This is a genomic window from Rhodococcus sp. Leaf233, assembly GCF_001426165.1.
GTDB lineage: Bacteria > Actinomycetota > Actinomycetes > Mycobacteriales > Mycobacteriaceae > Rhodococcoides > Rhodococcoides fascians.
The window spans coordinates 222,527-246,114 of the sequence record NZ_LMRO01000009.1; the positions used below are offsets into that span (position 1 = coordinate 222,527).

Annotated in this window: 23 protein-coding genes; 13 read left to right on the plus strand and 10 right to left on the minus strand. The window is 64.2% G+C overall.

Annotation, left to right across the window (positions count from 1 at the left end):
- Window positions 1-45: 45 nt before the first annotated feature.
- Window positions 46-1,029, minus strand: a complete 984-nt coding sequence (locus ASH04_RS11795; protein WP_057473593.1) for a phytanoyl-CoA dioxygenase family protein — start codon at window positions 1,027-1,029, stop codon at window positions 46-48.
- Window positions 1,020-1,832, minus strand: coding sequence for a class I SAM-dependent methyltransferase (locus ASH04_RS26150; protein ID WP_057473594.1), 813 nt, complete (start codon window positions 1,830-1,832; stop codon window positions 1,020-1,022). The genes ASH04_RS11795 and ASH04_RS26150 overlap by 10 nt, the downstream gene beginning before the upstream one ends.
- Before the next feature lie 63 nt (window positions 1,833-1,895).
- Between ASH04_RS26150 and ASH04_RS11805 the strand changes: the two genes are divergently transcribed.
- Window positions 1,896-2,756, plus strand: coding sequence for a methyltransferase domain-containing protein (locus ASH04_RS11805; RefSeq protein ID WP_057473595.1), 861 nt, complete (start codon window positions 1,896-1,898; stop codon window positions 2,754-2,756).
- A 79-nt stretch (window positions 2,757-2,835) separates the two neighbouring features.
- Here the strand turns inward: ASH04_RS11805 and ASH04_RS11810 are convergent, their stop codons facing one another.
- Window positions 2,836-4,152, minus strand: coding sequence for a DUF1214 domain-containing protein (locus ASH04_RS11810; protein ID WP_057473596.1), 1,317 nt, complete (start codon window positions 4,150-4,152; stop codon window positions 2,836-2,838).
- Between the two features lie 157 nt (window positions 4,153-4,309).
- On the opposite strand from ASH04_RS11810, the gene ASH04_RS11815 reads away from it, so the two are divergent.
- Both ASH04_RS11815 and ASH04_RS11820 read left to right on the plus strand, forming a co-directional pair.
- Entirely contained in the window at window positions 4,310-4,642 is a 333-nt protein-coding gene (locus tag ASH04_RS11815; protein ID WP_230591148.1) for a YidH family protein, read from the plus strand.
- Window positions 4,639-5,010 (plus strand): DUF202 domain-containing protein, encoded by a 372-nt coding sequence (locus ASH04_RS11820; RefSeq protein WP_156394533.1) that lies wholly within the window; start codon window positions 4,639-4,641, stop codon window positions 5,008-5,010. The genes ASH04_RS11815 and ASH04_RS11820 overlap by 4 nt, the downstream gene beginning before the upstream one ends.
- Window positions 5,011-5,082: 72 nt before the next feature.
- On the opposite strand, the gene ASH04_RS11825 is transcribed toward ASH04_RS11820, so the two are convergent.
- Window positions 5,083-6,129, minus strand: coding sequence for an ABC transporter substrate-binding protein (locus ASH04_RS11825; protein WP_057473598.1), 1,047 nt, complete (start codon window positions 6,127-6,129; stop codon window positions 5,083-5,085).
- Window positions 6,130-6,295: 166 nt separating this feature from the next.
- Here ASH04_RS11825 and ASH04_RS11830 point away from each other — a divergent pair, with 166 nt between their 5' ends.
- Window positions 6,296-7,660 carry a DUF1254 domain-containing protein gene (locus ASH04_RS11830; RefSeq protein ID WP_057473599.1) on the plus strand — a complete coding sequence of 455 codons (1,365 nt, stop codon included), beginning with the start codon at window positions 6,296-6,298 and terminating at the stop codon, window positions 7,658-7,660.
- A 17-nt stretch (window positions 7,661-7,677) separates the two neighbouring features.
- On the opposite strand, the gene ASH04_RS11835 is transcribed toward ASH04_RS11830, so the two are convergent.
- A complete protein-coding gene (locus tag ASH04_RS11835; protein ID WP_057473600.1) occupies window positions 7,678-8,697 on the minus strand; it encodes an NADP-dependent oxidoreductase in 1,020 nt (339 codons plus the stop codon).
- Between the two features lie 104 nt (window positions 8,698-8,801).
- Here ASH04_RS11835 and ASH04_RS11840 point away from each other — a divergent pair, with 104 nt between their 5' ends.
- Window positions 8,802-10,382 carry an MFS transporter gene (locus tag ASH04_RS11840; RefSeq protein WP_057473601.1) on the plus strand — a complete coding sequence of 527 codons (1,581 nt, stop codon included), beginning with the start codon at window positions 8,802-8,804 and terminating at the stop codon, window positions 10,380-10,382.
- A 31-nt stretch (window positions 10,383-10,413) separates the two neighbouring features.
- Here ASH04_RS11840 and ASH04_RS11845 read toward each other — a convergent pair whose 3' ends face one another.
- Genes ASH04_RS11845 through ASH04_RS11865 form a run of 5 tightly spaced genes read right to left on the minus strand, consistent with a single transcriptional unit; the run spans window position 10,414 to window position 15,699 of the window.
- Window positions 10,414-11,433, minus strand: a complete 1,020-nt coding sequence (locus ASH04_RS11845; RefSeq protein ID WP_057473930.1) for an ABC transporter substrate-binding protein — start codon at window positions 11,431-11,433, stop codon at window positions 10,414-10,416.
- A 40-nt stretch (window positions 11,434-11,473) separates the two neighbouring features.
- Window positions 11,474-13,666: a 3-hydroxyacyl-CoA dehydrogenase NAD-binding domain-containing protein gene (locus ASH04_RS11850; protein WP_057473602.1), complete on the minus strand. Its 2,193-nt coding sequence runs from the start codon at window positions 13,664-13,666 to the stop codon at window positions 11,474-11,476.
- A 36-nt stretch (window positions 13,667-13,702) separates the two neighbouring features.
- On the minus strand, window positions 13,703-14,914 hold the full coding sequence (locus ASH04_RS11855; RefSeq protein ID WP_032366863.1) for an acetyl-CoA C-acetyltransferase: 1,212 nt from the start codon (window positions 14,912-14,914) through the stop codon (window positions 13,703-13,705).
- Window positions 14,915-14,953: 39 nt separating this feature from the next.
- A complete protein-coding gene (locus ASH04_RS11860; RefSeq protein ID WP_057473603.1) occupies window positions 14,954-15,331 on the minus strand; it encodes a hypothetical protein in 378 nt (125 codons plus the stop codon).
- Window positions 15,328-15,699: a nuclear transport factor 2 family protein gene (locus ASH04_RS11865; RefSeq protein WP_048317456.1), complete on the minus strand. Its 372-nt coding sequence runs from the start codon at window positions 15,697-15,699 to the stop codon at window positions 15,328-15,330. Before ASH04_RS11865 ends, ASH04_RS11860 begins: the two co-directional genes overlap by 4 nt.
- 91 nt (window positions 15,700-15,790) lie before the next feature.
- Here ASH04_RS11865 and ASH04_RS11870 point away from each other — a divergent pair, with 91 nt between their 5' ends.
- From ASH04_RS11870 to ASH04_RS11905, 8 genes are all read left to right on the plus strand, one after another.
- On the plus strand, window positions 15,791-16,924 hold the full coding sequence (locus ASH04_RS11870) for an acyl-CoA dehydrogenase family protein (RefSeq protein ID WP_032366860.1): 1,134 nt from the start codon (window positions 15,791-15,793) through the stop codon (window positions 16,922-16,924).
- A gap of 102 nt (window positions 16,925-17,026) precedes the next feature.
- Entirely contained in the window at window positions 17,027-17,815 is a 789-nt protein-coding gene (locus ASH04_RS11875; protein ID WP_032366859.1) for an enoyl-CoA hydratase/isomerase family protein, read from the plus strand.
- A 48-nt stretch (window positions 17,816-17,863) separates the two neighbouring features.
- Window positions 17,864-18,253, plus strand: a complete 390-nt coding sequence (locus ASH04_RS11880; protein ID WP_032366858.1) for a Zn-ribbon domain-containing OB-fold protein — start codon at window positions 17,864-17,866, stop codon at window positions 18,251-18,253.
- Complete coding sequence (locus tag ASH04_RS11885) at window positions 18,250-19,401, plus strand: thiolase family protein (protein WP_057473604.1); 1,152 nt, start codon at window positions 18,250-18,252, stop codon at window positions 19,399-19,401. Before ASH04_RS11880 ends, ASH04_RS11885 begins: the two co-directional genes overlap by 4 nt.
- Before the next feature lie 25 nt (window positions 19,402-19,426).
- Complete coding sequence (locus ASH04_RS11890) at window positions 19,427-20,635, plus strand: acyl-CoA dehydrogenase family protein (RefSeq protein WP_235579997.1); 1,209 nt, start codon at window positions 19,427-19,429, stop codon at window positions 20,633-20,635.
- The gene (locus ASH04_RS11895) at window positions 20,632-21,591 is read left to right on the plus strand and encodes a phosphotransferase family protein (protein ID WP_057473605.1); all 960 of its coding nucleotides are present in this window, start codon (window positions 20,632-20,634) and stop codon (window positions 21,589-21,591) included. The genes ASH04_RS11890 and ASH04_RS11895 overlap by 4 nt, the downstream gene beginning before the upstream one ends.
- Before the next feature lie 30 nt (window positions 21,592-21,621).
- Window positions 21,622-22,824 (plus strand): acyl-CoA dehydrogenase family protein, encoded by a 1,203-nt coding sequence (locus tag ASH04_RS11900; protein ID WP_057473606.1) that lies wholly within the window; start codon window positions 21,622-21,624, stop codon window positions 22,822-22,824.
- On the plus strand, window positions 22,821-23,579 hold the full coding sequence (locus ASH04_RS11905; protein ID WP_032366854.1) for an SDR family NAD(P)-dependent oxidoreductase: 759 nt from the start codon (window positions 22,821-22,823) through the stop codon (window positions 23,577-23,579). Before ASH04_RS11900 ends, ASH04_RS11905 begins: the two co-directional genes overlap by 4 nt.
- Window positions 23,580-23,588: the final 9 nt, after the last annotated feature.

Below are 23,588 nucleotides of genomic sequence, written 5' to 3' on the forward strand. Positions count from 1 at the left end.
ACGCACGTCCACTCAAACTGCTGCCGATGCAGAATCGGCTGCGAATCAGCGGCGGCCCACCACCGGGTTCAGCTCGGAGTTCGCGAGGCCACCGGGCTCGATGCCGGGGAGGAATTCGCGCCAGGTGCCGCTGATCAGGGTCGGCGACTCGACGACGCGGGTGCCGTCGGCGAAGTAGGTGGTGGCCAGTGCGCGACGCGGCTGTGTCGTCCGGTTCGGGCCTGCGGTGTGGAAGCACAGCGCGGAGTGGAACGATACGTCTCCCACGGCGAACGGCTCGGACTCCACCGCCACCTTGCGCGTGTGGAAACGCTGGGTGACGGCCTCGTCGTAGGAGGTGCCGACCTTGTCGAATTTGAGGTCTGCGACTTCGCCGAGAACGTCCCGTCCGCGCGCGAACGACAGTGGACCCATCGGGCCCGGAATTGCCGACATCGGCATCCAGGCAGTGACGGCGTCGGTGGTCTGCAACGGGAAGTGCTCGGCGTCGTGGTGCCACGGTGTGCGTCCGCAGCCGGGCTCCTTGGACAGCGCATTGTCGTGGTACAGCCGAACGCCGGGCACGTCGAGCAGTGCCGCGGCCAACCCGCCGATCCGGGGCGACAGCGCTACGGCACGCATCAGGTCGTCGTGGAGCCACATCTGCTCGAGCGCGGTGAACCGGCCCGCAACGTCATTGCCGTGCTCGGCTCGCAGTAGTTCGTCGAGCCGCTCGGCGAGTCGACGTACGACGGCAGGCGAGAACACGGCGGGCAACCGCACGAAGGCGTGACGGGCGAATGCATCGACGGCCGCCGGGTCGAGATCGTACGGCTCGGTGAGTTCACGCTCGACTTGATCGTCGGTCGCCGCGTCGATGTCGGGCAAGCCGGGACCGTCGACCAGTTCTGCGGGTGCGGCGTCGTTCGCGGCCAACGTGACGTACCAGTCCCACCAGTCCTGATCGTTGCCGGCCCAGTCCTGGTCGATACCGCCCTCGCGATTGCGTTCGGGCAGAAGCTCATTGGTTGCCGGGTTGTTCAGAGCCACAGCAGGGCCGCCTCGTGCGAGAAGGTGTAGGAACCGGACGCGTCGCGACACGAAGCGAGGTAGTCGCCGAGCACGGGGGCCGCCTCCATCTCGTCGAGTGACACGGAGTCGTCGAAGGCACACCGCTGCAAAAAGCCCTCGGCGACAGCGCGATCGGACGTTCCGGTGGTGTACGAGACGCGCTGATCGCGCACGTCCGCGCCCGCGCGGATGAGCGCGTCGCGCACCTGCTCGGCCGTCGTGTACGGCGTCGCTTCGCGCACGCCGGCGCGGAAGGCATCGTAGAAGGCGATGTAGTGGGATGCCTCCGTTGCCTGCGCGACCAGACCGAGGCCACCGGGAGCCAGTGCGGCCACGAATCTTTCGGCTGCGGCATCCAACTCCGCGGGAGGAAGGGCGTAGAGCGCGTGAGTGGCCCACACGACGTCGTAGCCTGCGTGATCGGCGGGCAGATCCTGCAGCGTCATCACCAGATCGTGCCGGGCGACGAAAGGCGCGGCCAGAGCTCCGCGTGCCTCGGCCACCGAGAATTCGGATGGGTCGAGGAGGTCGTAGGCGACTTCGGGTACCGCGGACAGGTCGGTGTACCGGCGGAGCGCAGTGGGGAATTTACCGCTGCCGCAAGCCACGTCGAGTAGCGACCAGCCCTCGTGAGCCCGGCCGGCGAGCAGCGTCGGCCAATCGGCTGCCAACGCCAGCTGGTGATAGTCCTCGGTGGCCAGCGCGTAGAACGCCTCCATACCCGTGCGGCCCGCCTCGCTCCAGTGCTCGAGACTGCGTTCGGCTGTGTCTCCGCTGCTCACGAGATTCCTCCTAGGAAGCCAACTACGACGCACCGGACGGGGCGTCATGGTTGACTCGGTCCAATGTCCAACATAGCTCCGAATTCGCCGACCGACACTGCCGTCGTGCTCATCGACGGATTGCGGGCGATGCGGCGCGGGGCCGAGGCGCTGGCGGGCCTGCCGCCCGAGTCCTACGCCGAGCACCATGCCGCCTTCGAGATGCTCTCCGATCAGCGCGGTCTGATCGCCCAGCACTTCGCAGATCGGCTGGCCGGGATGGGGAACGGACCGCTCTCGGTGCTGTCGGTGGGCTGCGGGGACGGTTCGCTCGATGCCAGGCTTGCAGCGGGCCTGGTGCTGCGGGCACCCGGCCGTACGGTCCGGTACGTCGGCATCGACCCCTGGATCGGCAGTACCGAGCTCTTCGCCGCCACGATGGCGGCGCTCGAGGCCGCCGACCTCGACGCCCACGCGTACGTTGCATCGTTCGACGACGCACCCGTCGACGAGACTTTCGACGTCGTGATGTTCGTGCACTCGATGTACTACGTCGCAGACTTACGAGCAACGTTGCGTGCCGCGCTCGCCCTGCTGCGACCCGGCGGCGAACTGTGGGTGGCGATTGCGCCGACGGCCGCGCTCAACGCACTCGTCGAAGTCCTCGCCCCTCCACTGGAGGGCCATCGGCAGTGGTTCAGCGCCGACGTCGAGAAAGCATTCGTCGACGCCGAGATCGTCCTCGACGACACGGTGACTCTCGATGCGCTGGTCGATCTTTCCGCCGCGAGCGACGACGTGCTGGACTTCGCGGTGCAAGCCCGGTTGACGCCCGAGCTGCACGAGCCGGTGCGGGCCTACCTCGCGGCGGTATCGGTTCCGGATGCGGTTGGCGGGCTTCGAGTTCCGCATCCGGTAGACGTATTCAGAGCGACCCGTCGCTGACCTCAATCTCGACGAATCCCCGTCAGAACGTAGGTGGTTGTCTCGCAGCACTTTTCGAGCTATATGGGCAGGACGTCGATCACTGCTGGCGAACCACCGGCGGGGGAGACCAACGGCTGTCCGGTTTCGGGCCGTAGAGCCTGAGCATCAGCCGGAAGGCACCGGGTGGGCACGGCAGCCAGTTGGCCGTGTTTCCGTTTGTCGGGCAACTACTTTGCACCCTGACGGTGAGTGAGCCGTCCGCGTCGTAGTGCAGATTCGGTGTGCGGTCGGTGATGGCGTAGCGGTCGAGTTCGTTCGCGTACAGCAGTCCGCGTGCGTGGTAGACGGTCATCGACCAGAAGAACTCGGCAGGAGGAAATTTGCCGGCCCGGAAAGTGAAGGCATAGTCGTTCGCCCCGTCGAGTGGACGGCCTTCTTCGTCCTGTTCGCATACCGGGTAGGACGCCTCGGCGGCGGGATTGATGTAGATCTGGGAATAGGCGACGGCGGCTCGCAGGAGATGGTTCGCACCGAAGTCCGCACCTGCATCATTGATCGCCCAGCCGTTGACGGAGCGACCCATCGATTTGACCTGTGCAGCAATGTCTTCCGAGCCGGATCGCAGACCGTCTGCGATCTCACGTTCGGCGGCATCACGGTCGGCTGCCGCGTCGAGTGCGTCCAACAGACGGCGGTGCGTCTGCCCGACCCAGCGCGGTACGTCCGAATCGCCGAGGCTTCCGATCGCGTGATCGAGGGCACCGAGAAATTCGCGAGGCCGCTGCAGTTCGTCAGAACGTTCGACAGTGCAGAGGGCGAGCTCCGCATGCGCAGTCGGTGGTGCAGGCGGACCGGTCAGAACGATGTGCTGTTGTAATCCGTTGACCGCGAGTACGTCTCCGGGTCGGGATGGATCGACCAGAATCCGAATCGCGATCATCACGAATCTCGACCGACACGCAATCCATCCGTCCGCATTCTCCGTGTTCGCAGGCTTCGATGCCTGTCGGTACAACGTGACCGGAGGGATACGGGACCCATGAGTCCTCCGACCGATGACCGTGTTCGTGGACGAGTCCGCCTCACCGATCTGCACGCTGTAGTAGCGATCGGCGAAGTCCGGCAGCCGGAGCTCGAAGGTGCCGGAATCGAGGTCGACGAAGGCCAACGAGTACAGGGTGTCGACATTCGGGGCGACACCCGCGGTCAGCGCGGGATTCGACAATTCTCGTTGGTGTCCCAGGGTATTCAGAGGAGCGCCGGCCGACGCGGGAGGTCGCTGCGCGTGCGGATTCGCTGGATCGGTGAACCGCAGCCGGAGGCGTTGGGCAAAGATCACCGGGAATCCCCAGACCTGGAGCGCGCTCGCATCGTCGCGCAGGTCGGTTTGTTCCGGCTGGGTGCGGTTCGGCATAGGACCCCTTATGTGAACTGAATTCACCTTGACTGTAGCCTGGTGGGTGTATCGGAGGGCGTGATACGCAGAGGTTCGGACACGGCGATGCTGCGATTGCAGCGGAGTTCGAGAGGTCGATGTGACAAACGACAGGCCTGGAAGGTTTCCTCGCTCGGTGTATTCCGTTGGAGCCGAGCCCGATCCGCGCTTCAGTCTCGCGAACGAGAGAACCTACCTGGCGTGGATTCGAACGTCGCTGGCATTGATGGCAGCGGGGGTAGCTCTGCAAGTATTCGATATCGGTGGCGGGTCCGTGCCGAGTGTGGTGGCCTCGGCGATGCTGATCGTGTCGTCGATCGGAGTTCCGTTGCACGCATGGTGGGGCTGGGCGCGCACCGAGAAGAGTATGCGTAAGTCCGAGGCTCTTCCTTCTCCTCGTATTGCCCTGCCGTTGGCTTTCGTCCTCGCGGCGGTCGGGGTTCTGGTGCTGTGGTCAGTCCTGCGATGACCCGTCGACGTCGGGGCGAGCCCCCAACTTCACGGCCGGGTGGGGAACTGGGAGACGGAGGCCTCCAAGTAGAGAGAACCCAGTTGGCCTGGGTCCGTACGGAATCGGCCGTGGCCGTGTGTGCAGTGATCGGCATACGCCTGAGCTCGCACACGCGCCAACCTGCGTTGATAGCGCTGGCAGTCCTCGTCGGTTTCGGTGCCGCGGCTTTGCTGGCCTCGGGTTGGATCGCGCGAGTGAGGGCCGGACGTACCGCGGAGGACAGCAGGGTGGTGTTCCCCTTACGTGCTCACGTCATTGCAGTGTTGATTCCGAGCCTCGGGCTGCTCTCCCTGAGTTTTGTCGTCTGGTCTGCCTCATCGCCGTGATGGGAAAGAGTGCAGGCCGTGACGGTGTGATCCCGTCACGGCCTGCGCTCGGTTCTACTGGGCTGCAGGGCGCTAGCTCACGAACTGCTGTTCCCACTCCGCAGACTGTTGGTCGACGTACTGCTTGGTCAATTGTTCGGGGTCGGGAGCCTGGACGTCGTGTGCGTCGGCGGTCGCCCCGGCAATGCCGGGCAGTGCTGTTGCTACTCCGATGGCCTGCGCGGTCTGTCCCTCTGTGCTGACCAGGAAGTCGGCCAGAAGCTGAGCCGCATTCGGATGTGGCGCGACTGCAGTGACGTGCCCGTAGTAAGGGGTTCCCCATGAAGGTTCAGGAAGAGCCCAGTTAACCGGTGCGCCGCTCGCCACCTCTTGAACCAGTGGCTGCACCATCGGGGCCACGACAACTTCGCCGGAGGTCAGTGCCTGCGCGAGCACGAGGGCGCTGGGGTAAATTCTCGGCTCTTGTGCGGCGAGCCGTTCCTGAAAATCGTCGCCGAAATTCTGTCGGTAGAAGCTGTAGAGATCGACGTAGGATGCAATGCCCACAGGGCTGACAACGCCCACGCGCCCTTTGTATTCGGGGTCGAGAACATCACGAGGATCGGTCAGGCCGTTCGGGGCCGCATCGGTGTTCCAGCCCATTCCGAAGGTAGCCGCGACGTTCAGGAACAGGCGGTTGTTCTTGATGCTGGAGTCCCGGTCGTAATCGGGGTTGTCGAAACCAGGGCCGCGTAATTCCTGGGAGTAATTGCCCGACTCCGCAGCGGAGGCGATCCACGCGGTATCGGTCACGACATGGACGTCGGCAATCCCCTTCTTGGTCTTGTTCTCGACCTCGACGCGTGGGTTGAGATCCGCGTCGGTACCCCGCACGTATTCGAGAGTGATGTTGGGATACTTCGCATTCCACGCGGCTTTGACGCTGTCGAGGATGGTGGTGTTCTGGCTCGAATAGAGCGTCACCGAGCCTTCCTCTTCGGCCGCCGACACTACGTCTTCCCAGTTTCCTTCCACCGATGCAGTGTCTCCGCCCGACGATCCGCACGCGCTGAGCGCGACGGTCGATGTGGCGACGAGTATCGCGATGATCATGTGTTTCGTCCGGACCGAATGTCGCATGTATTGTCCTCCTGTTTGAACTGACCTCAGTTCAGCAGCTATGCTGCGTGATGTCAATCACTTTCCAGTGGCTGTCCACGGCTTCGACGCGCCGAGAGGCCGCAAACAAAGAACGCGACTGGTGTTCGGATCAGCGACAGCGTCTGCGAGAAGGGACTTTTCACCGATGCGAACGTACGACCCGAGTTCGGCCGATCAGATCGCTGCAACCGATGCGGCGGATGTACACCCGTCGGACGCACTGGACCGGCAGCGCTGGGCACAATCACTGGCAATGCACGCGGTGGTCTACGGTCTGCCATCGGTGTACCAATACGCTGGCATGTGTGACGCGTGCGCCCCGGCTGCAGACGGCGAACGGTGGGCGACCAATTCGCTGGTCCACGAACGGACGATTGCCGGCGCGGAGTTCCAGGCCTTCCGGGTCCCCAATGTCGACACGCTGTATTCCAATGCTTGGCTGGACCTTTCGGATGGGCCGATTGTCATCGTTCTTCCCGATTTCGGTAGTCGGTACTACACGCTGAATTTCCTGGACGCCTACAGCAACGCCAGCAATGTCAGTCGGCGTACGCACCCCGAACAGCCGCGCGCGTTGTTCCTGGCGTGTTCGGACTGGACCGGTTCGGTTCCCGAAGGTATCGAGGTGTTCAGAGTCGCCACACCGATCATGTGGCTGTTGATGCGGATACAGGCGTTCGGAGATTCGGACCTGCCGACCGTGCACAGTCTGCAGGATGCGGTCACGATCGACGTACCGACCGCGTCGGCACACGCGTGGCCGGTGGTCGATGCTCGTTCGGTCGAAGTCTCGTCGGCGGCGTTCTTCACTGCCCTCGATGTGTCGTTGGCAGTGAACGGAGTCCCGTTCACCGACGTAGCCCACGTGCACCAATTCCGACAGCTCGGTGTTGGTACTGGCACCTTCTCTGTGCACGACCTCGATGAGGCCACACGGAAAGGCATGGAACAGGGCTTCGAAACCGCGATGACGATGTTGTCCCGGTCTCGATCGCTGCTGGGGCGTCGCACCGAATCCGGCTGGACCCGGGTGCTCGGCAAAGGTGCCCACGGGCACAACTTCTTTGCACGTGCGGTCATGAACTACGTCGGTCTCGGCGCGAACGTTGTCGAGGAGAACTGCTCGTACAACACCTATGTCGACGACGACGGACAGCGACTGACGTGCGAAGCCGGCGACGAATACCACATCGAGTTCATCAATTCCCCGCCAGCGCAGGCCTTTTGGAGCATCACGTTGTACGACGCAGAAACCGGCTGGTTGTACGACGCGCCCGAGAAGAAGCACTCGGCGGGATCGGCGGTCAATGGCGACGACGCAGCCGCAGGACCGTCGACGATCACGGTGAGTGCATCGCCGCCCACAACCGACAGTCCCGACCACGCCTGGCTTCCGGCACCCCAGCATCCGTTCTTCTTGGTCCTGAGGATCTATCAACCGACCGAGGATGCCCTGAGCGAGCAATGGACGCCGCCGCGCGTCGTGCGGTCGAACGCCGGACGGCTCTGAAGCTGTGCGTCAGAAGTTCACAACCGGCAGAGTGTCTTTCCGCTCGTTCGTCCGTTGAGTAGGTCGACCAGTGCGGTGGATGACTGCTCGAGGCCGTCGTAGACGGACTCCTCGTAGATCATGGTTCCGTCGACCAGTCGGCTTCCGACGGTGGATCGCATCGTGTCGTAGAGATGGCCGAATGAGCCGGCTCGAAATCCTCGTACCGACAAGCTCTTGGCTGTGATCTGAAACAGGTTCGACGGCAACGTGTTCGATGTTTCGTAGGTGGAGATTGCCCCGCACATCGCGACGCGTCCCTCGGGTCGAAGTGCGTCGAGTGCAGCGGTGAAGTGAGAACCGCCGACGTTGTCGAAGTATGCGTCGATTCCGTCCGGGGCAGCGAGCGCGAGAAGGTTGTCCAGGTCGCCGTCGTGGTAGTCGAACGAGCGGGAGGCTCCCAGGGCATCGACCAGATGATCGGCCTTGCGCCGGCTGCCTGCGGAAGCGATCACCGTGCAGCCGTGGTGGGCGGCGAGCTGGGTAGCGATACTGCCGACTGCTCCTGCCGCGGCCGAGATCCAGACGGTATCGGACGATCGAATGTCCATCACCTCGAAGAGGCCGACATAGGCCGTGAGCCCGGAACTGCCCAGCGGACCCAGGAACCACTGTGGGGGCCAGTCCTGGGTATCGATTCTGGTGAGGGTGCCCGCGCCACCCAATCCGCCGGCGGTGGCAGAGACCACTGCGAAGTCGCGATAGCCGTACATGTGCGACACCAGATCTCCCGGCCGAAAGTTCTCGTCCCGTGATTCGACGACGACGCCGAGTGCCAACCCCACCAACGCATCTCCGATTCGGAGCGGTGGCAGATATCCCGACGGTGCCGAGTCGCCGAGGCGCAGTCGAATCGACGGATCGATCGACAGCCACGTATTTCGCACCAGCACTTCGCCATCGAGCAGTGGAGCGAGCGGGATGTCCGCCAGCTCCAGATGCTCGGTCGTGAGTTTTCCGCTGGGACGGGCGGCGAGGCAGAGTACTCGACTGATCATGGTCTTCGATGACGTCCCTTCGAATCGGGTGATGCGGAAAACGCGACAATCTTTCCACAACTGAATTAGGTTCAAGTGTAGGCCGCGTCCGAAAGGTGACACAGGTGAAATCGTCGAATCACATCAGTTTCTTTGCGCCGATGCGTATTCCGAAGTTGCGCCGGATGCTGGGCTTCGAGCTGAGCGCCAGTGTGGGCGTGTGGATCCTGGTTCTCGCTGCCCAGTGGACGCTCACCGAGTCGGGGGAGTCCGCGCTGGTGGTCTCCTCGGTCCAGTTCGCCGCCAGTGTGCCGTTCTTTCTTCTTGCTCTACCGATCGGGGCCATCGCGGAGTTCGCCGGTCATCGGTTGTTGCTCGCGGGCACCGCTATCGTCCTGCTGGTGGCGTCGATCGTCATGACGGCGTTGCAACTCCTCGGCCTGTCCTCCACGCCGGCGTTGATGACAGCGGTGTTTCTCGCCGGGTGCGGGCTCGCGTCGGTGGCAATCGTGTGGCAGGCCCTACTCCCTCATCTGGTCCCTGCCGACATGATGGCGGTCGTTCCTGCAATCGACGGTGCCATTTTCAACGGGGCGCGCGCAGTCGGACCGGTGATCGGGGGCGCGATACTCGCATGGTGGGGTTCGAGCGGTGCATTCGCGACCGTTGCCGCGCTGTTCGCAGTCTGTGTCGTCGTGGCGCTCACTCAGGTGCCGCCCGAGTCCGGTAAGAAGCCCAAGACCGAATCCGTGCACCGCGCTGTCGGGGTGAGTGTGCGGTTCATTCGCCACTCGCGGTGGACTCGGCGACTGTTGTTGCGCGTCATCACGTTCGGAATTCCGGCCAGTGCCCTGTGGGCGTTGCTGCCAGTGGTGGCATACGAACGACTACATGCATCGTCGGTTCAGTTCGGTGTTCTCTCGGGTGCCATCGGGATCGGTGCGGTGGCCGGGACCGTCGCACTGATGCCTCTCCGTGCACGGTTGAGCTGGAACACGTTCGTAGCGATCGGTTCGATTGCGTATGCGGCGGTACTTGCGGGCATCGTGCTCGTGCCGTCGGTGAGTGTGGTCTTCGTACTGCTGGTCATCGTGGGTGCGGCGTGGGTTGCGATCCAGAGCACCTGGATGATCGCTACCCACGCTGTGATGCCGAAGTGGATCAAGTCGCGTGTCATCGCATTCGTGATGCTGACCTTTCAAGGCAGTCAGGCAGTAGGGGCCCTCCTGTGGGGGTTTCTGGCCGACGCAGTCGGTCTCGTTGCAGCAGTGATCGTCTCGGCGGCGATCATGTCCGTCTCCGCAGTAGAGATTCTCCGACGGGGAATTCTGCCGAGCGAATCGATAGCACCGGATCTGTCGGGAGGAGCAGGTCCGCCGGTACTCTCGACCGAATTCGACGGTCGCCGGATAACCGTCGAAACGACGTATGTCGTCGATCCGGAAAAGCTGGCACAGTTCGTCGACGATGTCGGACGCCTGCGATCGTCCAGACTCCGACTCGGGGCCGTACGGTGGTCCTGTGCGCAGATGTCCAGCACCAGAGCGACATTCGTCGAGCTGTGCACCTTCGAGAACTGGTCGGAGTATGCCTCCCAGGAGACGGAGAGACTGACGGTGCCCGAGCACCGCATCAGGACCGCGATCGCCTCCCATCTGACGGCCGAACCGCAGGTGCGAGTGCTGGTGGATGTGGCACCGCGATAGTGGCGAACCGGGCCACCACATCCACCGACGTTCAGTTGAACTTGCTTTCCCATTCCTGTTGGAACTGCGAGACCTTCTCGGGCGTCAGTGAATCCGAATCGGGCAGCGAAATGTCTTGGGCCGACCCGACCGAGTTCTCGACATCGGGCAGTGCGCTGCCGTACCCCTTCGACAGGGCGCGTTGCCCCTCGGCCGACACCATGAAGTCGGCCAGCACTTGCGCGGCGTTGGGATGCGGAGCCGACGACAGCACGTGGGAGTAGTACGGCGCACCCCACGCCGGATCGGGAAGTGTCCAGTCGACCGGTGCACCTGCGACCTTCTCCCGCACCAGTGGGGGAACCATCGGCGACGCGGCGATCTCGCCCGAGCTCAATGCCTGCGCCACGGCCAACGTGCCCGGGTACACCCGCGGTTCCTGCGCGGCGAGCTTGTCCAGAAAGCCGCCACCGGTCCAGTTCTCATCGAAGAAGCGATACTCGTCGACGACGGCGGCGAACCCCGCGGGATTCACGACGCCCAGCCGGCCTTTCAACTTCGGATCCAACAGATCCTGCGGGGACGACAGCCCGGCAGGAACGGCATCGGTGTTCCACCCGAGTGCGAATATCGCTGCACTCGTGAGGAAGAACGTGTCGTTCAGCATGCTCGTCGACCGAGCGTACGCAGGGTCGTCGAAGGCCGGCCCGACCACCGGCGTCGAGTAGGTACCCGATTCGGACGCATTCGTGATCCATGCGGCATCGGTCGACATGTGTACGTCGGCAGTTCCACGGCCGGTGCGGGCTTCGGTCTCCACTCGCGGGTTGAGCTCGACGTCACTGCCCCGCGTGAACTCGAGATCGATGTCGGGATACTTCGACTCGAAGGCTGTCTCGAGTAGCGCGAGGTTCTCGGGATGCTGACTGGAGTACAGGTACACGGTTCCTTCCTCGTCGGCCGCAGCCACGACGTCGTCCCACGTGCCCTGCACCGGTGCGGATCCGGCTTCCTGCGAGGATTGCCCGCACGCCGCAGCGACGACGGTCACCGCTGCGATCCCGACGGACATCACCGATCGACGTACTGCATTCACAGCATTCTCTTTTCGTTCAGGACACGAGTGTATGGACGCGCTCTCCGCGTAGTGCTTTGTTCACCAACGACTGCGGCGGCTCGAAGTGAGCCCCGTACTTCGATGCCAACTCGCGTGCTCGGTCGACGAAGCCGGACAGCCCGCCGTCGTATTGGTCGATGTACTGGATCACGCCCCCGGTCCACGGCGGGAAGCCGATGCCCAGCAAGGACCCGATGTTCGCGTCGGCCACGCTCGTCAACACACCTTCGTCGAGGCACTTGACCGCCTCGATCGCCTCGGCGAACAGCATCCGTTCCTGCATGTCCACGAACGGAATTCGAGTCGAGCCCGAGTCGAACGACGTGCGCACGCCCGGCCAGATCCCGGTTCTCGCACCCGATTCGTCGTAGCTGTAGAAACCGCCGCCGCCGGCGCGACCGAGGCGGTCGAGTTCATCGACCATCCTGTCCATCACCGCATCGGAGCCGTGTCGGCGAGGCGGGCTGCCTTCGCTCACCAGCGCGCGTTCGTTCTCCTTGCGGATCTTCTGCGACAGGGACAAGGTCACCTGGTCCATCAATTGCAGCGGCGGGACGGGGTAGCCGGCCTGCGCTCCTGCCTGTTCGACGAAGACCGGGTTGACGCCCTCGCCGACCGCGGCCATCGCTTCGTCGAGGAACGCGCCGATCACTCGCGAGGTGAAGAAGCCTCGACTGTCGTTGACGACGATGGGCGTCTTACCGATCTGGAACACGAAGTCGACGACCTTCGCCACGGTCGCATCGGAAGTCTGCCGGCCACGGACGATTTCGACGAGGGGCATCTTGTCGGCGGGGGAGAAGAAGTGGATTCCGATGAAATTCTCGGGTCGGCTCACGCCGTCGGCCAGGATAGAAATGGGAAGCTGAGAGGTGTTGGAGCCGAGGACGGTTTCGGCGGGAACGATACCGTCGAGCTCCCCGAACACCGCAGTCTTGACCTCCACGGACTCGAATGCGGCTTCGATCACGAGATCGACTGCGGCGCACTCGGTCGCGTCCGCGGTCGGCCGGATCCGGTCGAGCAGTGCCGCCGACCTCTCGGCGGTCGTGGAGCCCCGCTCGACAGCTTTTGCTTCGAGCTTCTCGGCGTAGAGTTTTCCGCGGTCAGCAGCGTCCTGGTCGAGGTCTTTCAATACGACCTCGATACCGGCCTTGGCGCACACGTAGGCGATCGCGGCACCCATCATTCCGGCTCCGATGACTGCCACCGAACGGGCGGTGAACGTATCGTGGCCGGCCGGGCGGGACGTGCCGCGTCGGATGGTCTGCATGTCGAAGAAGAACGCACGAATCATGTTCTGCGCCACTCGATCGGTCATCAGAGAGACGAAGTAGCGGGTTTCGATGCGATCCGCAGTGTCGACGTCGACCGACGCGCACTCCGCCGCAGCGGCGAGGATCGCCCGCGGTGCCGGGGCGGGTGCGCCCTTGAGCTGCTTGCGTAGCAGCGCCGTGGCGGCCAGAAGATTCTGAGCGACGGCAGGATCGCTCGGTCCGCCACCGGGTATCTCGAAACCCTTGACGTCCCATGGCTGCACAGCCGACGGGTTCTCGGCGATCCACGCCTTCGCAGCCGGAATCAACTCGTCCACAGCGGCAACGGTGGCGTCGATCAGCCCGAGCTTTTTCGCATCGGCCACCGAGTGCTGCTGGCCCTTCGTCAACACCTTCGACAGGGCGGCGTCGAGTCCCATCAATCGGACCGTTCTGACGATCCCGCCGCCACCGGGCAACAATCCGAGCGTGGCCTCGGGGAGGCCGATTCGGGTGCCCGGCACATCCGCTGCGATGCGGTGGTGGGTGTGCAACGCAATCTCGAAGCCGCCGCCGAGGGCCGCGCCGTTGATCGCGGCCACCACTGGGCGGCCGAGGGTTTCGAGCCGTCGGAGAACACTCTTGATGCCGTCGATCCGCTCGGTCAAGGCGCGCGCAACGTCCCGCTCGTCGACAGCGCCCGGGTCTTTCGTCATGTCGTCGAGGTCGCCGCCCGCGAAGAACGACTTCTTGGCCGAGGTGATCACGACACCGGTGATGTCGTCCTTCTCGGCTTCGAGCCGCTCGACCGTGGCGGCCATCGACGCGATGTACGTATCGTTCATCGTGTTCGCGCTCTTGCCTGCGTCGTCCATCGTGAGTACGACGATGCCGTCGGCACCGCGTTCCCATCCGATCATGTTCTCGCTCATGTTTTCTCGTATTTCTCTGTGTCGACGATGGGCGGTTCAGAGGCGTTCGATGACGGTGGCGACGCCCATTCCGCCGCCGATGCACAGGGTGATCAGGCCGTAGCGGCCACCGGTTCGTTCCAGTTCGTCCAGCACGGTGCCCACCAGAATCGCGCCGGTGGCCCCGAGCGGGTGGCCCATCGCGATTGCTCCGCCGTTGACGTTGGTCTTCTCGTGCGGGATGTCGAGGTCCTTCATCCACTTGAGCACGACGGAGGCGAAGGCCTCGTTCAGCTCGAACACGTCGATGTCGTCCACGGTCAGGCCCGCTCGCTTCAACACCGCGACGGTGGCCGGGGTCGGACCGGTGAGCATGATCGTCGGTTCGCTGCCGACCTGAGCCGTGGCCACGATGCGGCCACGGGGAACCAGGCCTGCGCGTGCTCCGGCCGCGGCGCTACCGATGAGAACCAGGGCGGCACCGTCGACGATCCCCGACGAATTACCGCCGGTGTGAACATGATCGATGCGTTCGACGTCGACGTACTTCTGCAGCGCTACGTCGTCGAAACCCGCGGCTTTGCCCAGCGCGGCGAAGGCCGGCTTCAATGTGCCCAGGCTGTCCGTGGTGGTTCCCGGGCGCCGGTGCTCGTCGTGGTCGAGCAGGGTGACGCCGTTGAAGTCCTCGACCGGAACGACGGATTTCTTGAAATAGCCTGCACTCCAGGCTGCCTCGGCGCGTCGTTGGGACTCCGCCGCGTAGGTGTCGACGTCGTGACGGGAGAAGCCCTCGACCGTCGCGATCAGGTCGGCACCGATTCCCTGCGGAACGATGTAGAGGTCGTATGCGGTGGCCGGGTCGGTGAACAAGGCACCGCCGTCGCTGCCCATCGGTACCCGAGACATCGACTCGACGCCGCCGGCGATCACCAGATCGTCCCAGCCGGACGCGATCTTCTGGGCGGCCAGGTTGGTCGCTTCGAGCCCGGACGCGCAGAAACGATTGATCTGGGTGCCGGGGACCGATTCCGGGAGGCCCGCCACCAATGCGGCTGCGCGCGAGATGACCGCGCCCTGTTCTCCGACCGGTGAGACGACGCCGAGGATGACGTCGTCGATGTCGGCCGGATCCATATCGGGGAATCGAGCCCGGAGTTCGGTGATCAACCCCGCGACGAGGTCCACCGGCTTGGTGCCGTGCAGCGATCCGTTGCGCCCCTTGCCTCTCGGGGTACGGATGGCCTCGAAAATCAGTGCTTGCTCAGGCATCTCGCTCTTTTCTTCTCTGTTTCGCGAGCCGATCGGCTCCTAGTCGAACGCCAATTCCGGCGTGCGGGCGATGAGCAACCGTCGGACGTGCCCGTTGTCGTCGAGTTGGGCCGAGGCGTTGAACGACGCCTCGAAGGCTCCGTCGCGGGTGGTCCGTCCCAGCACCATCTCGGTGCCGTCGACGGATGCACCGCGATCGAGATGATGAATCAGGGTGCTCTTCTCGCGTTGCTGGAGGTAGGCGACGAGCCCGTCGCGGTCGCCCACGAACTCGGCTGCCTCGCCGTGTCCCTTGGAAAACTGCACGGACATACGGAAGTCCGCCGTGATCATGGTCAGGACCCGATCCGGGTCGTCGGAATCCATGTATTCGAACCAGCGGAGCAGAGTGGGGGTCGGGCGCGTGTCGGAGTTCATCGGCCTTCTCCTGCATCGGTGACGAGTAGGTCGAATTCGGTGTCGAACGAGACCTGGTAGCGGTCGATCAGGCCGTCCGAGCGGACGTGCATGGTTCCGACGAAGTAGCCCGTGGTCCGGTCGCCTTCGGTCACTGCACCGTGTGCGAACTGCAGGTCCTGGTCGACGGCAGATCGGAGAACTCGGTGCTTGCGGTCGACGGGGGGTCTACCGGACAGGTATTCGAGCATCGCGGCTCGTCCGGTCTTTCGACTCGTCCCGCTGGGCAAGACCATCGAATATTCGACATCCTCGGACAGCATCGCCACCGCGTCGTCCAGGTGCCCGGCATCCAAGGTGGCGTAGTACTCCACAATCTTCAATGACATGAAGTGAACTTAGTTCAGGTAAACCCTGTTTGTCGAGGGTTCGAGCGGTTATGGTTCGAGAAAGAACTGAATTCAACTCGAGTGGAGCGACATGTCATCATCTCACCGCGACGCACAAGCCCCCTGGCCTCGTTCGGAGCCGTCGGCGTTGACGCCCGGCAGCGAACAAGCCGAGATACGCGAGGCCATCCGTGGAGTCCTCGCGAAGTACTCCACGATCGAGCAGGTGCGCGCGTCTGCGGACTCTGCCCCTGGCTACTCGGTCGAACTGTGGAAACGCCTGGTCGACGACATGTCGGTGACCGCCATGGCTGTGCCGGAGGAGTTGGGTGGGCTCGGCTACGGCATGGTCGAGCTCGGCATCATCGTCGAAGAATGCGGTCGCGCTCTGGCGGTCGAACCCGTCTATCAGCATGCGGCCGTCGGCGTTCGCGTCATGATGGAGGCGGGCAACTCGGACCTGCTCGAGGACATCCTCGGCGGTAGCACGGTTGCGGCAGTGAGCGCACTGTCTGCCGAGTCCGACGACGTCGATGCCGACCGGACCGACGACGGGTGGGTTCTGAGCGGACGGGTGAGGTTCGTCGTCGGAGGTGGAGCAGCCGATCTTGTGGTCGTCAGTGCCCGCTGCCCGGACGGCATCGCCCTCTTCGGAGTGTCCGCTAGCAATTTCTCCGCACTGCATGATCGACGCGTCGTCGACTCCACCAGGCGACAAGCGGACATCTCGTTCGATCGTGCCCCCGCGACGCTGTTGGTGTCGGTGGACGGAGCCGGCGACGCGATCGCGCGGATACAGGACGTGGCAACGCTGGCTCTCGCGTGCGAGAACACCGGTATCGCCGACGCCCTGCTGCAGATGACTCTCGAGCACGTCAAGACGCGTCATCAGTTCGGCCGTCCCATCGGTTCGTTCCAGGCGATCAAACACCGGTTGGCCGACATGCTGGTCGAACTCGAGCGGGCCAGATCGGCCGCCCGGTACGCCGCAGCGGTGCACGACGAGGATCCCGACGAGGCCCGGCTGGCGATTGCCGTCGCGGGTGCGGTGTGCAGCGATGCCGCGGTACACGCGGCCCACGAGGCCGTGCAGTTGCACGGGGGAGTGGGTTTCACGTGGGAGCACTCGGCGCACAGCTACTTCCGTCGAGTGCTCGGAAACGAAGCGCTGCAGGGTGATTCGCGGGCTCATCGGGCGCGGATCGCCGATTTGCTTGCCGTGTAGACCGATTGATGCGGTCGCCGGGGATCGGCTATTGACGCCATCGCCTCGATGATCAATACTGAAGTGAATCCAGTTCAACTTGCACTCTCGAAAGGCTGTCACATGATCGACACCGACCACATTCTGTTGGAGAAGGACGGCGACGTCGCTCGCGTCTGGCTCAACCGCCCGCACAAGAAGAACGCTGTCACGGTAGAGCTGCTGCATCGTCTGGACGAGATCATCGTCGAGGTGGACAACGATCCGAACCTCAAGGTTCTCGTGCTTCGCGGAGTCAACAACACCTTCTGCTCGGGCTTCGACCTCGACGAATTGCTGTCGGACTTCATCGGCACCACCACCGCCATGGACGTCGCCGTCCTGTCGGCGAAGGTGTGCGATCGTCTGTACTCCATGAACACTCCCTCCGTTGCGGTGCTCGAGGGTTACGTCACCGCCGGTGGCTTCGAACTGATGATCTCGTGCGACTTCGCTATCGCGGCCGACGACGCAAGAATTGGCGACTTCCACATCCGCCGTGCATTGTTCGGTGGTGCCGGCCCCATCTACCGCCTGCCCCGCATGATCGGCATCCGGAAGACCAAGGAACTGATGCTCACCGGCAAGCTGCTCTCGGGCACCGAGGCCGTCGACTTCGACCTGATCAATGCGTCCGCGCCGGCCGAGGACCTCGACAAGACCGTCGACGAGTTCATCGGGAACCTCACTGACAAGAGCCCGTTCATGATGAAGCTGACCAAGATGTGCATCGACCGCGGTCTGGATGCAGACATCCAGTCGCTCATGGTCATGGAGCATCTCGCAGTCGGCAATGCGCTCCAGTCCGAGGACGGCAAGGAGGGCGTCACCGCATTCCTCGAGAAGCGTGAGCCCAAGTGGGTCGGGCGCTGATCCGCACCACGTCCGCGTTCTGACCGAACAGCCCGAAAGGCAGCATCAATGGAGCAGGCAACGGCCGTCGCACTCGAGGGCAGCAAGTGCACTGTGTGCAGTACCGTGGCTTTCCCCGCGAGTGCGATGTGCAGCAGGTGCGCCACACCCACTGCGGAGAACATCACGTTGAGTACGCGAGGCACCCTGTGGGCCTATACGATTCAGCGTTTCTCGCCCAAGTCTCCTCCCTACGTGCCACCGGTCGGCGGGTTCGTTCCCTTCGCCGTCGGCTACGTGGAACTGCCCGAGGGCATCAAGATCGAAGCGATCATCGACTGTGAGAGCTTCGACGAACTGGATGGGGCACCGGTGCGTCTGACGTCCACCGCGCCGGTGCCCCGATTCGCTGTCGACGCGCTCGGCACGCAACCGGAATCGACAGGAATCACGCAGTGACACAGAATGTTTCGATCATCGGTGCCGGTCTCTCCAAGTTCGGCCGCCAGCCAGGAGTGTCCGGCCGCCAGATGGCCGTCACCGCGATCGGCAACGCGTTGCGCGATGCCGGTCTGGCCTGGCCGGACGTTCAGGTCGCGTTCGGTGGCAGTGACGGCTCGGGCCTGGCCGATACTCTCGTTGCCGAACTGGGTTTCACCGGAATTCCGTTCACCAACGTCAAGAACGGTTGCGCAACAGGCGGAAGCGCGTTGTTCTCGGCCGTCAACGCTGTGCGCTCGGGCTCCGCGGACGTCGCGCTCGCAGTCGGATTCGACAAACATCCGCGTGGCGCGTTCGACCCACGACCGGCGGAGTGGGGACTACCCGACGGCTACGGCGAGGCCGGTCTGATGGTGACCACCCAGTTCTTCGGTGCCAAGATCTCTCGCTACATGCGTCAGCACGACATCTCGAGTCGGACGCTGGCCCTGGTCGCCGAAAAGGCCTACCGTAACGGAGTTCTCAACCCCAACGCCTGGCGTCGCGAGGCCATGGATGCCACGACGATCGCCGAAGCCGACATGGTCAACGATCCACTCACGCGGTACATGTTCTGTTCACCTGGTGAGGGAGCAGCCGCGATCGTCGTCGCCGGCGAGGACTACGTCGCGCGAGCTACCGGTCGGCCGATCAAGATTGCCGCTATCACCCACCGGACCCGCCGATTCGGGTCCTTCGAGGTCTTCAGCCCCTCCGTTCAGGGGGCCGGCGAACCGACCAGTGTCAGCGCCGACGCGGCACGTGCGGCCTTCGAGCAGGCCGGTATCGCTCCGGGTGACGTCGACGTCGCGCAGCTGCAGGACACCGAGAGCGGTGCCGAAATCATGCACATGGCCGAATGCGGTTTCTGTGAGCCCGGAGAGCAAGAAGCCATGATCGCGGCCGGAGAAACCGACATCGGCGGGCGCCTGCCGATCAACACCGACGGCGGTTGCATCGCGAACGGAGAACCCATCGGAGCCTCCGGTCTGCGCCAGGTGCACGAGATCGTGACTCAGCTACGTGGCGAAGCCGGCGAACGCCAAGTGCCGGGCGATCCGCGTGTCGGCTTCACCCACGTGTACGGCGCGCCGGGCATCAGTGCCTGCACCGTGCTGACGGTCTGACCCGAGACGAACCAGAGGTAATGCAGTGACACAACGAACGATTCCGGACATCGCCGAGTTCGGCGAGCAGGCGACGGCGTGGCTGACAACCGTGGCCGCGCCGCGCACCGACTCCGTGTGGGGCGACGGGCCGGATACGGTCGCTGTCTTCGAGAATTGGACCGCAGAGGAAGAGCAGGCGCACACCGACGAGATCGCCGCCTACGAGCAGGCGAAGTTCGATGCGGGATGGGGCGCGTTGAATTCCCCGGTCGAGTACGGTGGCCGCGACCTACCGTTGTCGTACGTACTCGCCTTCCGGCGCGTCGAGGACACGTTCGACGTCCCCAAGAGGACCGAGATGTTCTCTGTCACTCAACAGTTGGTTGCGCCCACCATTGCGCAGTGGGGAACCGAGGAGCAGCGGGCCAGGTTCGTCCGCGCGATGCTTCGGGCCGACGTCATCGCATGTCAGTTGTTCTCCGAGACCGAAGCCGGTTCCGACCTGGCCGCGGTCCGGACGCGAGCAACCCAGTCCGAGGACGGCTCGTGGACGATCGACGGGCACAAGGTGTGGACGTCGGGGGCGCGGGTCGCACACTACGGAGTCGCTCTGTGCCGCACCGACTCCACCGTCGCCAAGCACGCCGGTCTGACCATGTTCCTGATCCCGATGGACGCGCCGGGGGTCGACGTACGTCCCATTCGCCAGATGACGGGGGGCAGCTCCTTCAACGAGGTGTACCTCGACGGGGTGCACCTGAGCGACGACCTTCGGCTGGGCCCGGTCGGGAAGGGTTGGCAGGTTGCCCTGACAGTGCTCGCGGCCGAACGCCTCGACGGCGGAAACCTCGGTCTGGCGAACGCGGATCGCGCTGTGGCCCTTGCCCAGAACCTCGGCCGCGAGCTGACCGAGATCGAGCGCGACGCCGTAGCCGATCTGGTGACACGTAGTTTCGTGCAGCGAATCGGCAACATGAGAGTCGCCGGTGCCGTCATCGCCGGCAACGATCCAGGTCCGGAAGCATCACTGGGAAAGCTGTTGGCCACCGACACGATGGCCAGGACATCGGAAGTCGCGCGCTTACTGCTCGGGCGTGAACTGACGTCCGACTCGGGAGGGTGGGGCACGTTCGCATGGTCCGAGCATCTACTCGGGGCCCCGGGCTATCGAATTGCCGGTGGTACCGACGAGATTCAGCACAACATCATCGCCGAGCGCGTGCTCGGTCTGCCGAGAGAGCCACGACCATGACCGAAACCTCCCTGCGCGCACGCGTGTCCGCCGCGCTGGACGCCGAGCTCGGCGTCACCGTCAGCACATTCGAACCGCTCCTCGGTGGCCATTCCGGATTGACCTATCGGGTGGGAACCTCCGGCGGCGACTTCGTCGTCAAGGCGGTCCCCGAAGGGCAGCGCTCGGTCGGGCGGCACGACATGCTCCGGCAGGCTTCGATTCTGCGCGCGTTGGCCGATACCGAGGTGCCGGTACCGGCAATAGTGGCGGTCGACGAGCAGGAACCGGCGTGGTTCGCCATGGAACTCGTCGTCGGTGAGTCGCTCGAACCGGTGCTCGACGACCCCGAGGTGGAACCGAGTATTGCGGCCGCACGTATGCGGCGAGCCGCAGAGGTGCTGCCGGCGTTGCATGCCGTGCCGCTCGCGGACATACCCGATACGGGCGACATCCTCTCGCCGGCAGACGAATTGGACCGGTGGTCAAAGACGCTCGCGGCGGTTCCGGTGGAACTCGTGGAGGGTGCCGACGAGTTGGTTCGATTGCTCCGCCGAGACATTCCAGCGGCGATCACACCCACACTCGTCCACGGGGACTACCGGTTGGGAAACATCATCTCCGACGGTCTCGAGCCGGCGGCTCTGATCGACTGGGAGATCTGGAGCGCAGGTGATCCACGCGTCGAACTGGGGTGGTTCCTGGTATTCGCCGACGGCACCAACTTTCCCGGGGTGGGCCGCGACGTTCCCGGTCTGCCCAGTACCGACGAACTGATCTCCTGCTACACCGGGAGCGGTCCGGCGCTGCCGGACATGACATGGTTCGACGCCCTGGGACGGCTCAAGATGGCGGCGATCATGGGACACAACCTGCGTCGGCACCGCGAGGGGCGCCACATCGACCCGGATCAGGAAAAGCTGCCCGCGACCATCCGCAGGTTGATCGACACCGGCACCGCATTGCTCGCGCGCTGACGCACCATTACTCGACAGGAGCACACGGAAGTGGACTTTTCCTACTCACAGCGGACGGCCGAATTGTCGGCCACGCTCGAGACATTCATGAACGACCACGTCTATCCGGCCGAGAGTGTCTACGACGCTCAGATCGCCGCGAACGACAATCCGCACGAGCAACCGCAGATCATGCGGGATCTGCAGGCACGCGCTCGTGATCTGGGGCTGTGGAACCTGTTCATGACCCACGACGACCTCGGTGCGGGGCTGACCAATCTCGAATATGCGCCGCTCGCCGAGATCGTCGGCCGTTCCATCATCGGGAACGAGGCGATCAACTGCTCTGCACCCGATACCGGCAACATGGAGATTCTGGCCATGTACGGCACGGAGGAGCAGAAGGAGCAATGGCTGAAGCCGTTGTTGGACTGCACCATTCGCTCTGCGTTCGCCATGACCGAACCCGATGTCGCGAGCTCGGACGCCACCAACATCACCTCGACCATCACCCGTGACGGCGACGAGTACGTCGTCAACGGCCGAAAGTGGTACACCTCCGGCGTTCTCGATCCCGACTGCAAGCTCATGATCTTCATGGGGAAGTCGGATCCGGACAGTTCCACCTACCGCCGGCAGAGCATGATTCTGGTTCCGTCCGACGCCCCCGGCGTAGAGGTGGTACGCGACCTGCCCATGTTCGGCTTCCAGGATCGTCTGGGCCACGGCGAAGTTCAGTTCACCGACGTGCGCGTGCCCGCCGCCAATATGCTGGGAGAGGAGGGCGACGGATTCGCCATCGCCCAGGGGCGACTCGGGCCCGGGCGCATGCACTACGCCATGCGGGCGATCGGCATGGCCGAGCGCGCACTGGAAATGATGTGTCGGCGCTCGCTCGTGCGGCAGGCATTCGGCGGACCGTTGTCCGATCAAGGTGTGGTGCGTGAGTGGATTGCCCGCAGCCGCATGGAGATCGACCAGATCCGGTTGTTGGTGCTCAAGTCGGCCTGGTTGATGGATACCGCCGGAAATGCCTCGGCCCGTTCGGAAGTGGCGGCCATCAAGGTGGCTGCGATGGAGGTGGCCCACAAGGTCGTCGACCGAGCGGTGCAGACCTACGGCGCGGCCGGAGTCAGCAACGACACCATTCTCGCTCGGCTCTATGCCATCACCCGAGCTCTGCAGATTGCCGACGGCCCCAACGAGGTCCATCTGCGGACCATCGCCCGACTCGAGGTCAAGAGGTACGCATGAGTACACCGAAATTGGACGGCAAGGTCGCTCTGGTGACGGGAGCGAGCCGTGGGCTCGGTCTGGCGATCGCACGCGGACTGAAGGACGCGGGCGCGACGGTCATCGTGTCGAGCCGCAAGCTCGAGGCCTGCGAGAGCGCGGTTTCGAGCCTGGGTGACGCGGGCCCGGGCAGCGCACATCCGTACGCGTTGCACGTCGGACACTGGGACAGCATCGAGCCTGCCGTCGACGACATCATTTCTCGTTTCGGCAGCCTCGACATCGTCGTCAACAACGCCGGGATCGCGCCGCTGGCTGAGAATCTGGTGTCGGTCACCGAGGGACTGTGGGACAAGACGATCGAGGTCAATCTCAAGGGCCCGTTCCGGCTGATGGCTGTGGCCGGGAACCGGATGGCGGGCGCGGGAGGTGGGTCCATCATCAATATTTCGAGCATCGGTGCCGAGCGACCCAGCCCACCCGAGGCGATGTATGCAGCAGCCAAGAACGGGCTCAATGCGCTGACCCGCGCGTTCGCCCAGGAGTACGCGCCCACGGTGCGCGTCAACTGTGTGATGCCCGGCGGTTTCGCCACCGACATGTCGGAGAACTGGGACGAGGAGTTCATCGGCAAGATCGTCGACCGGCTCCCGGCCGGGCGGCTGGGGCGGCCCGACGAGCTCGCCGGCTTGATCACCCATCTCGCCTCGGACGACGCCGGGTACACGACGGGCGCGATCATCCCGGTCGACGGCGGCCGTACCGCCGTCTACTGACCGATCACT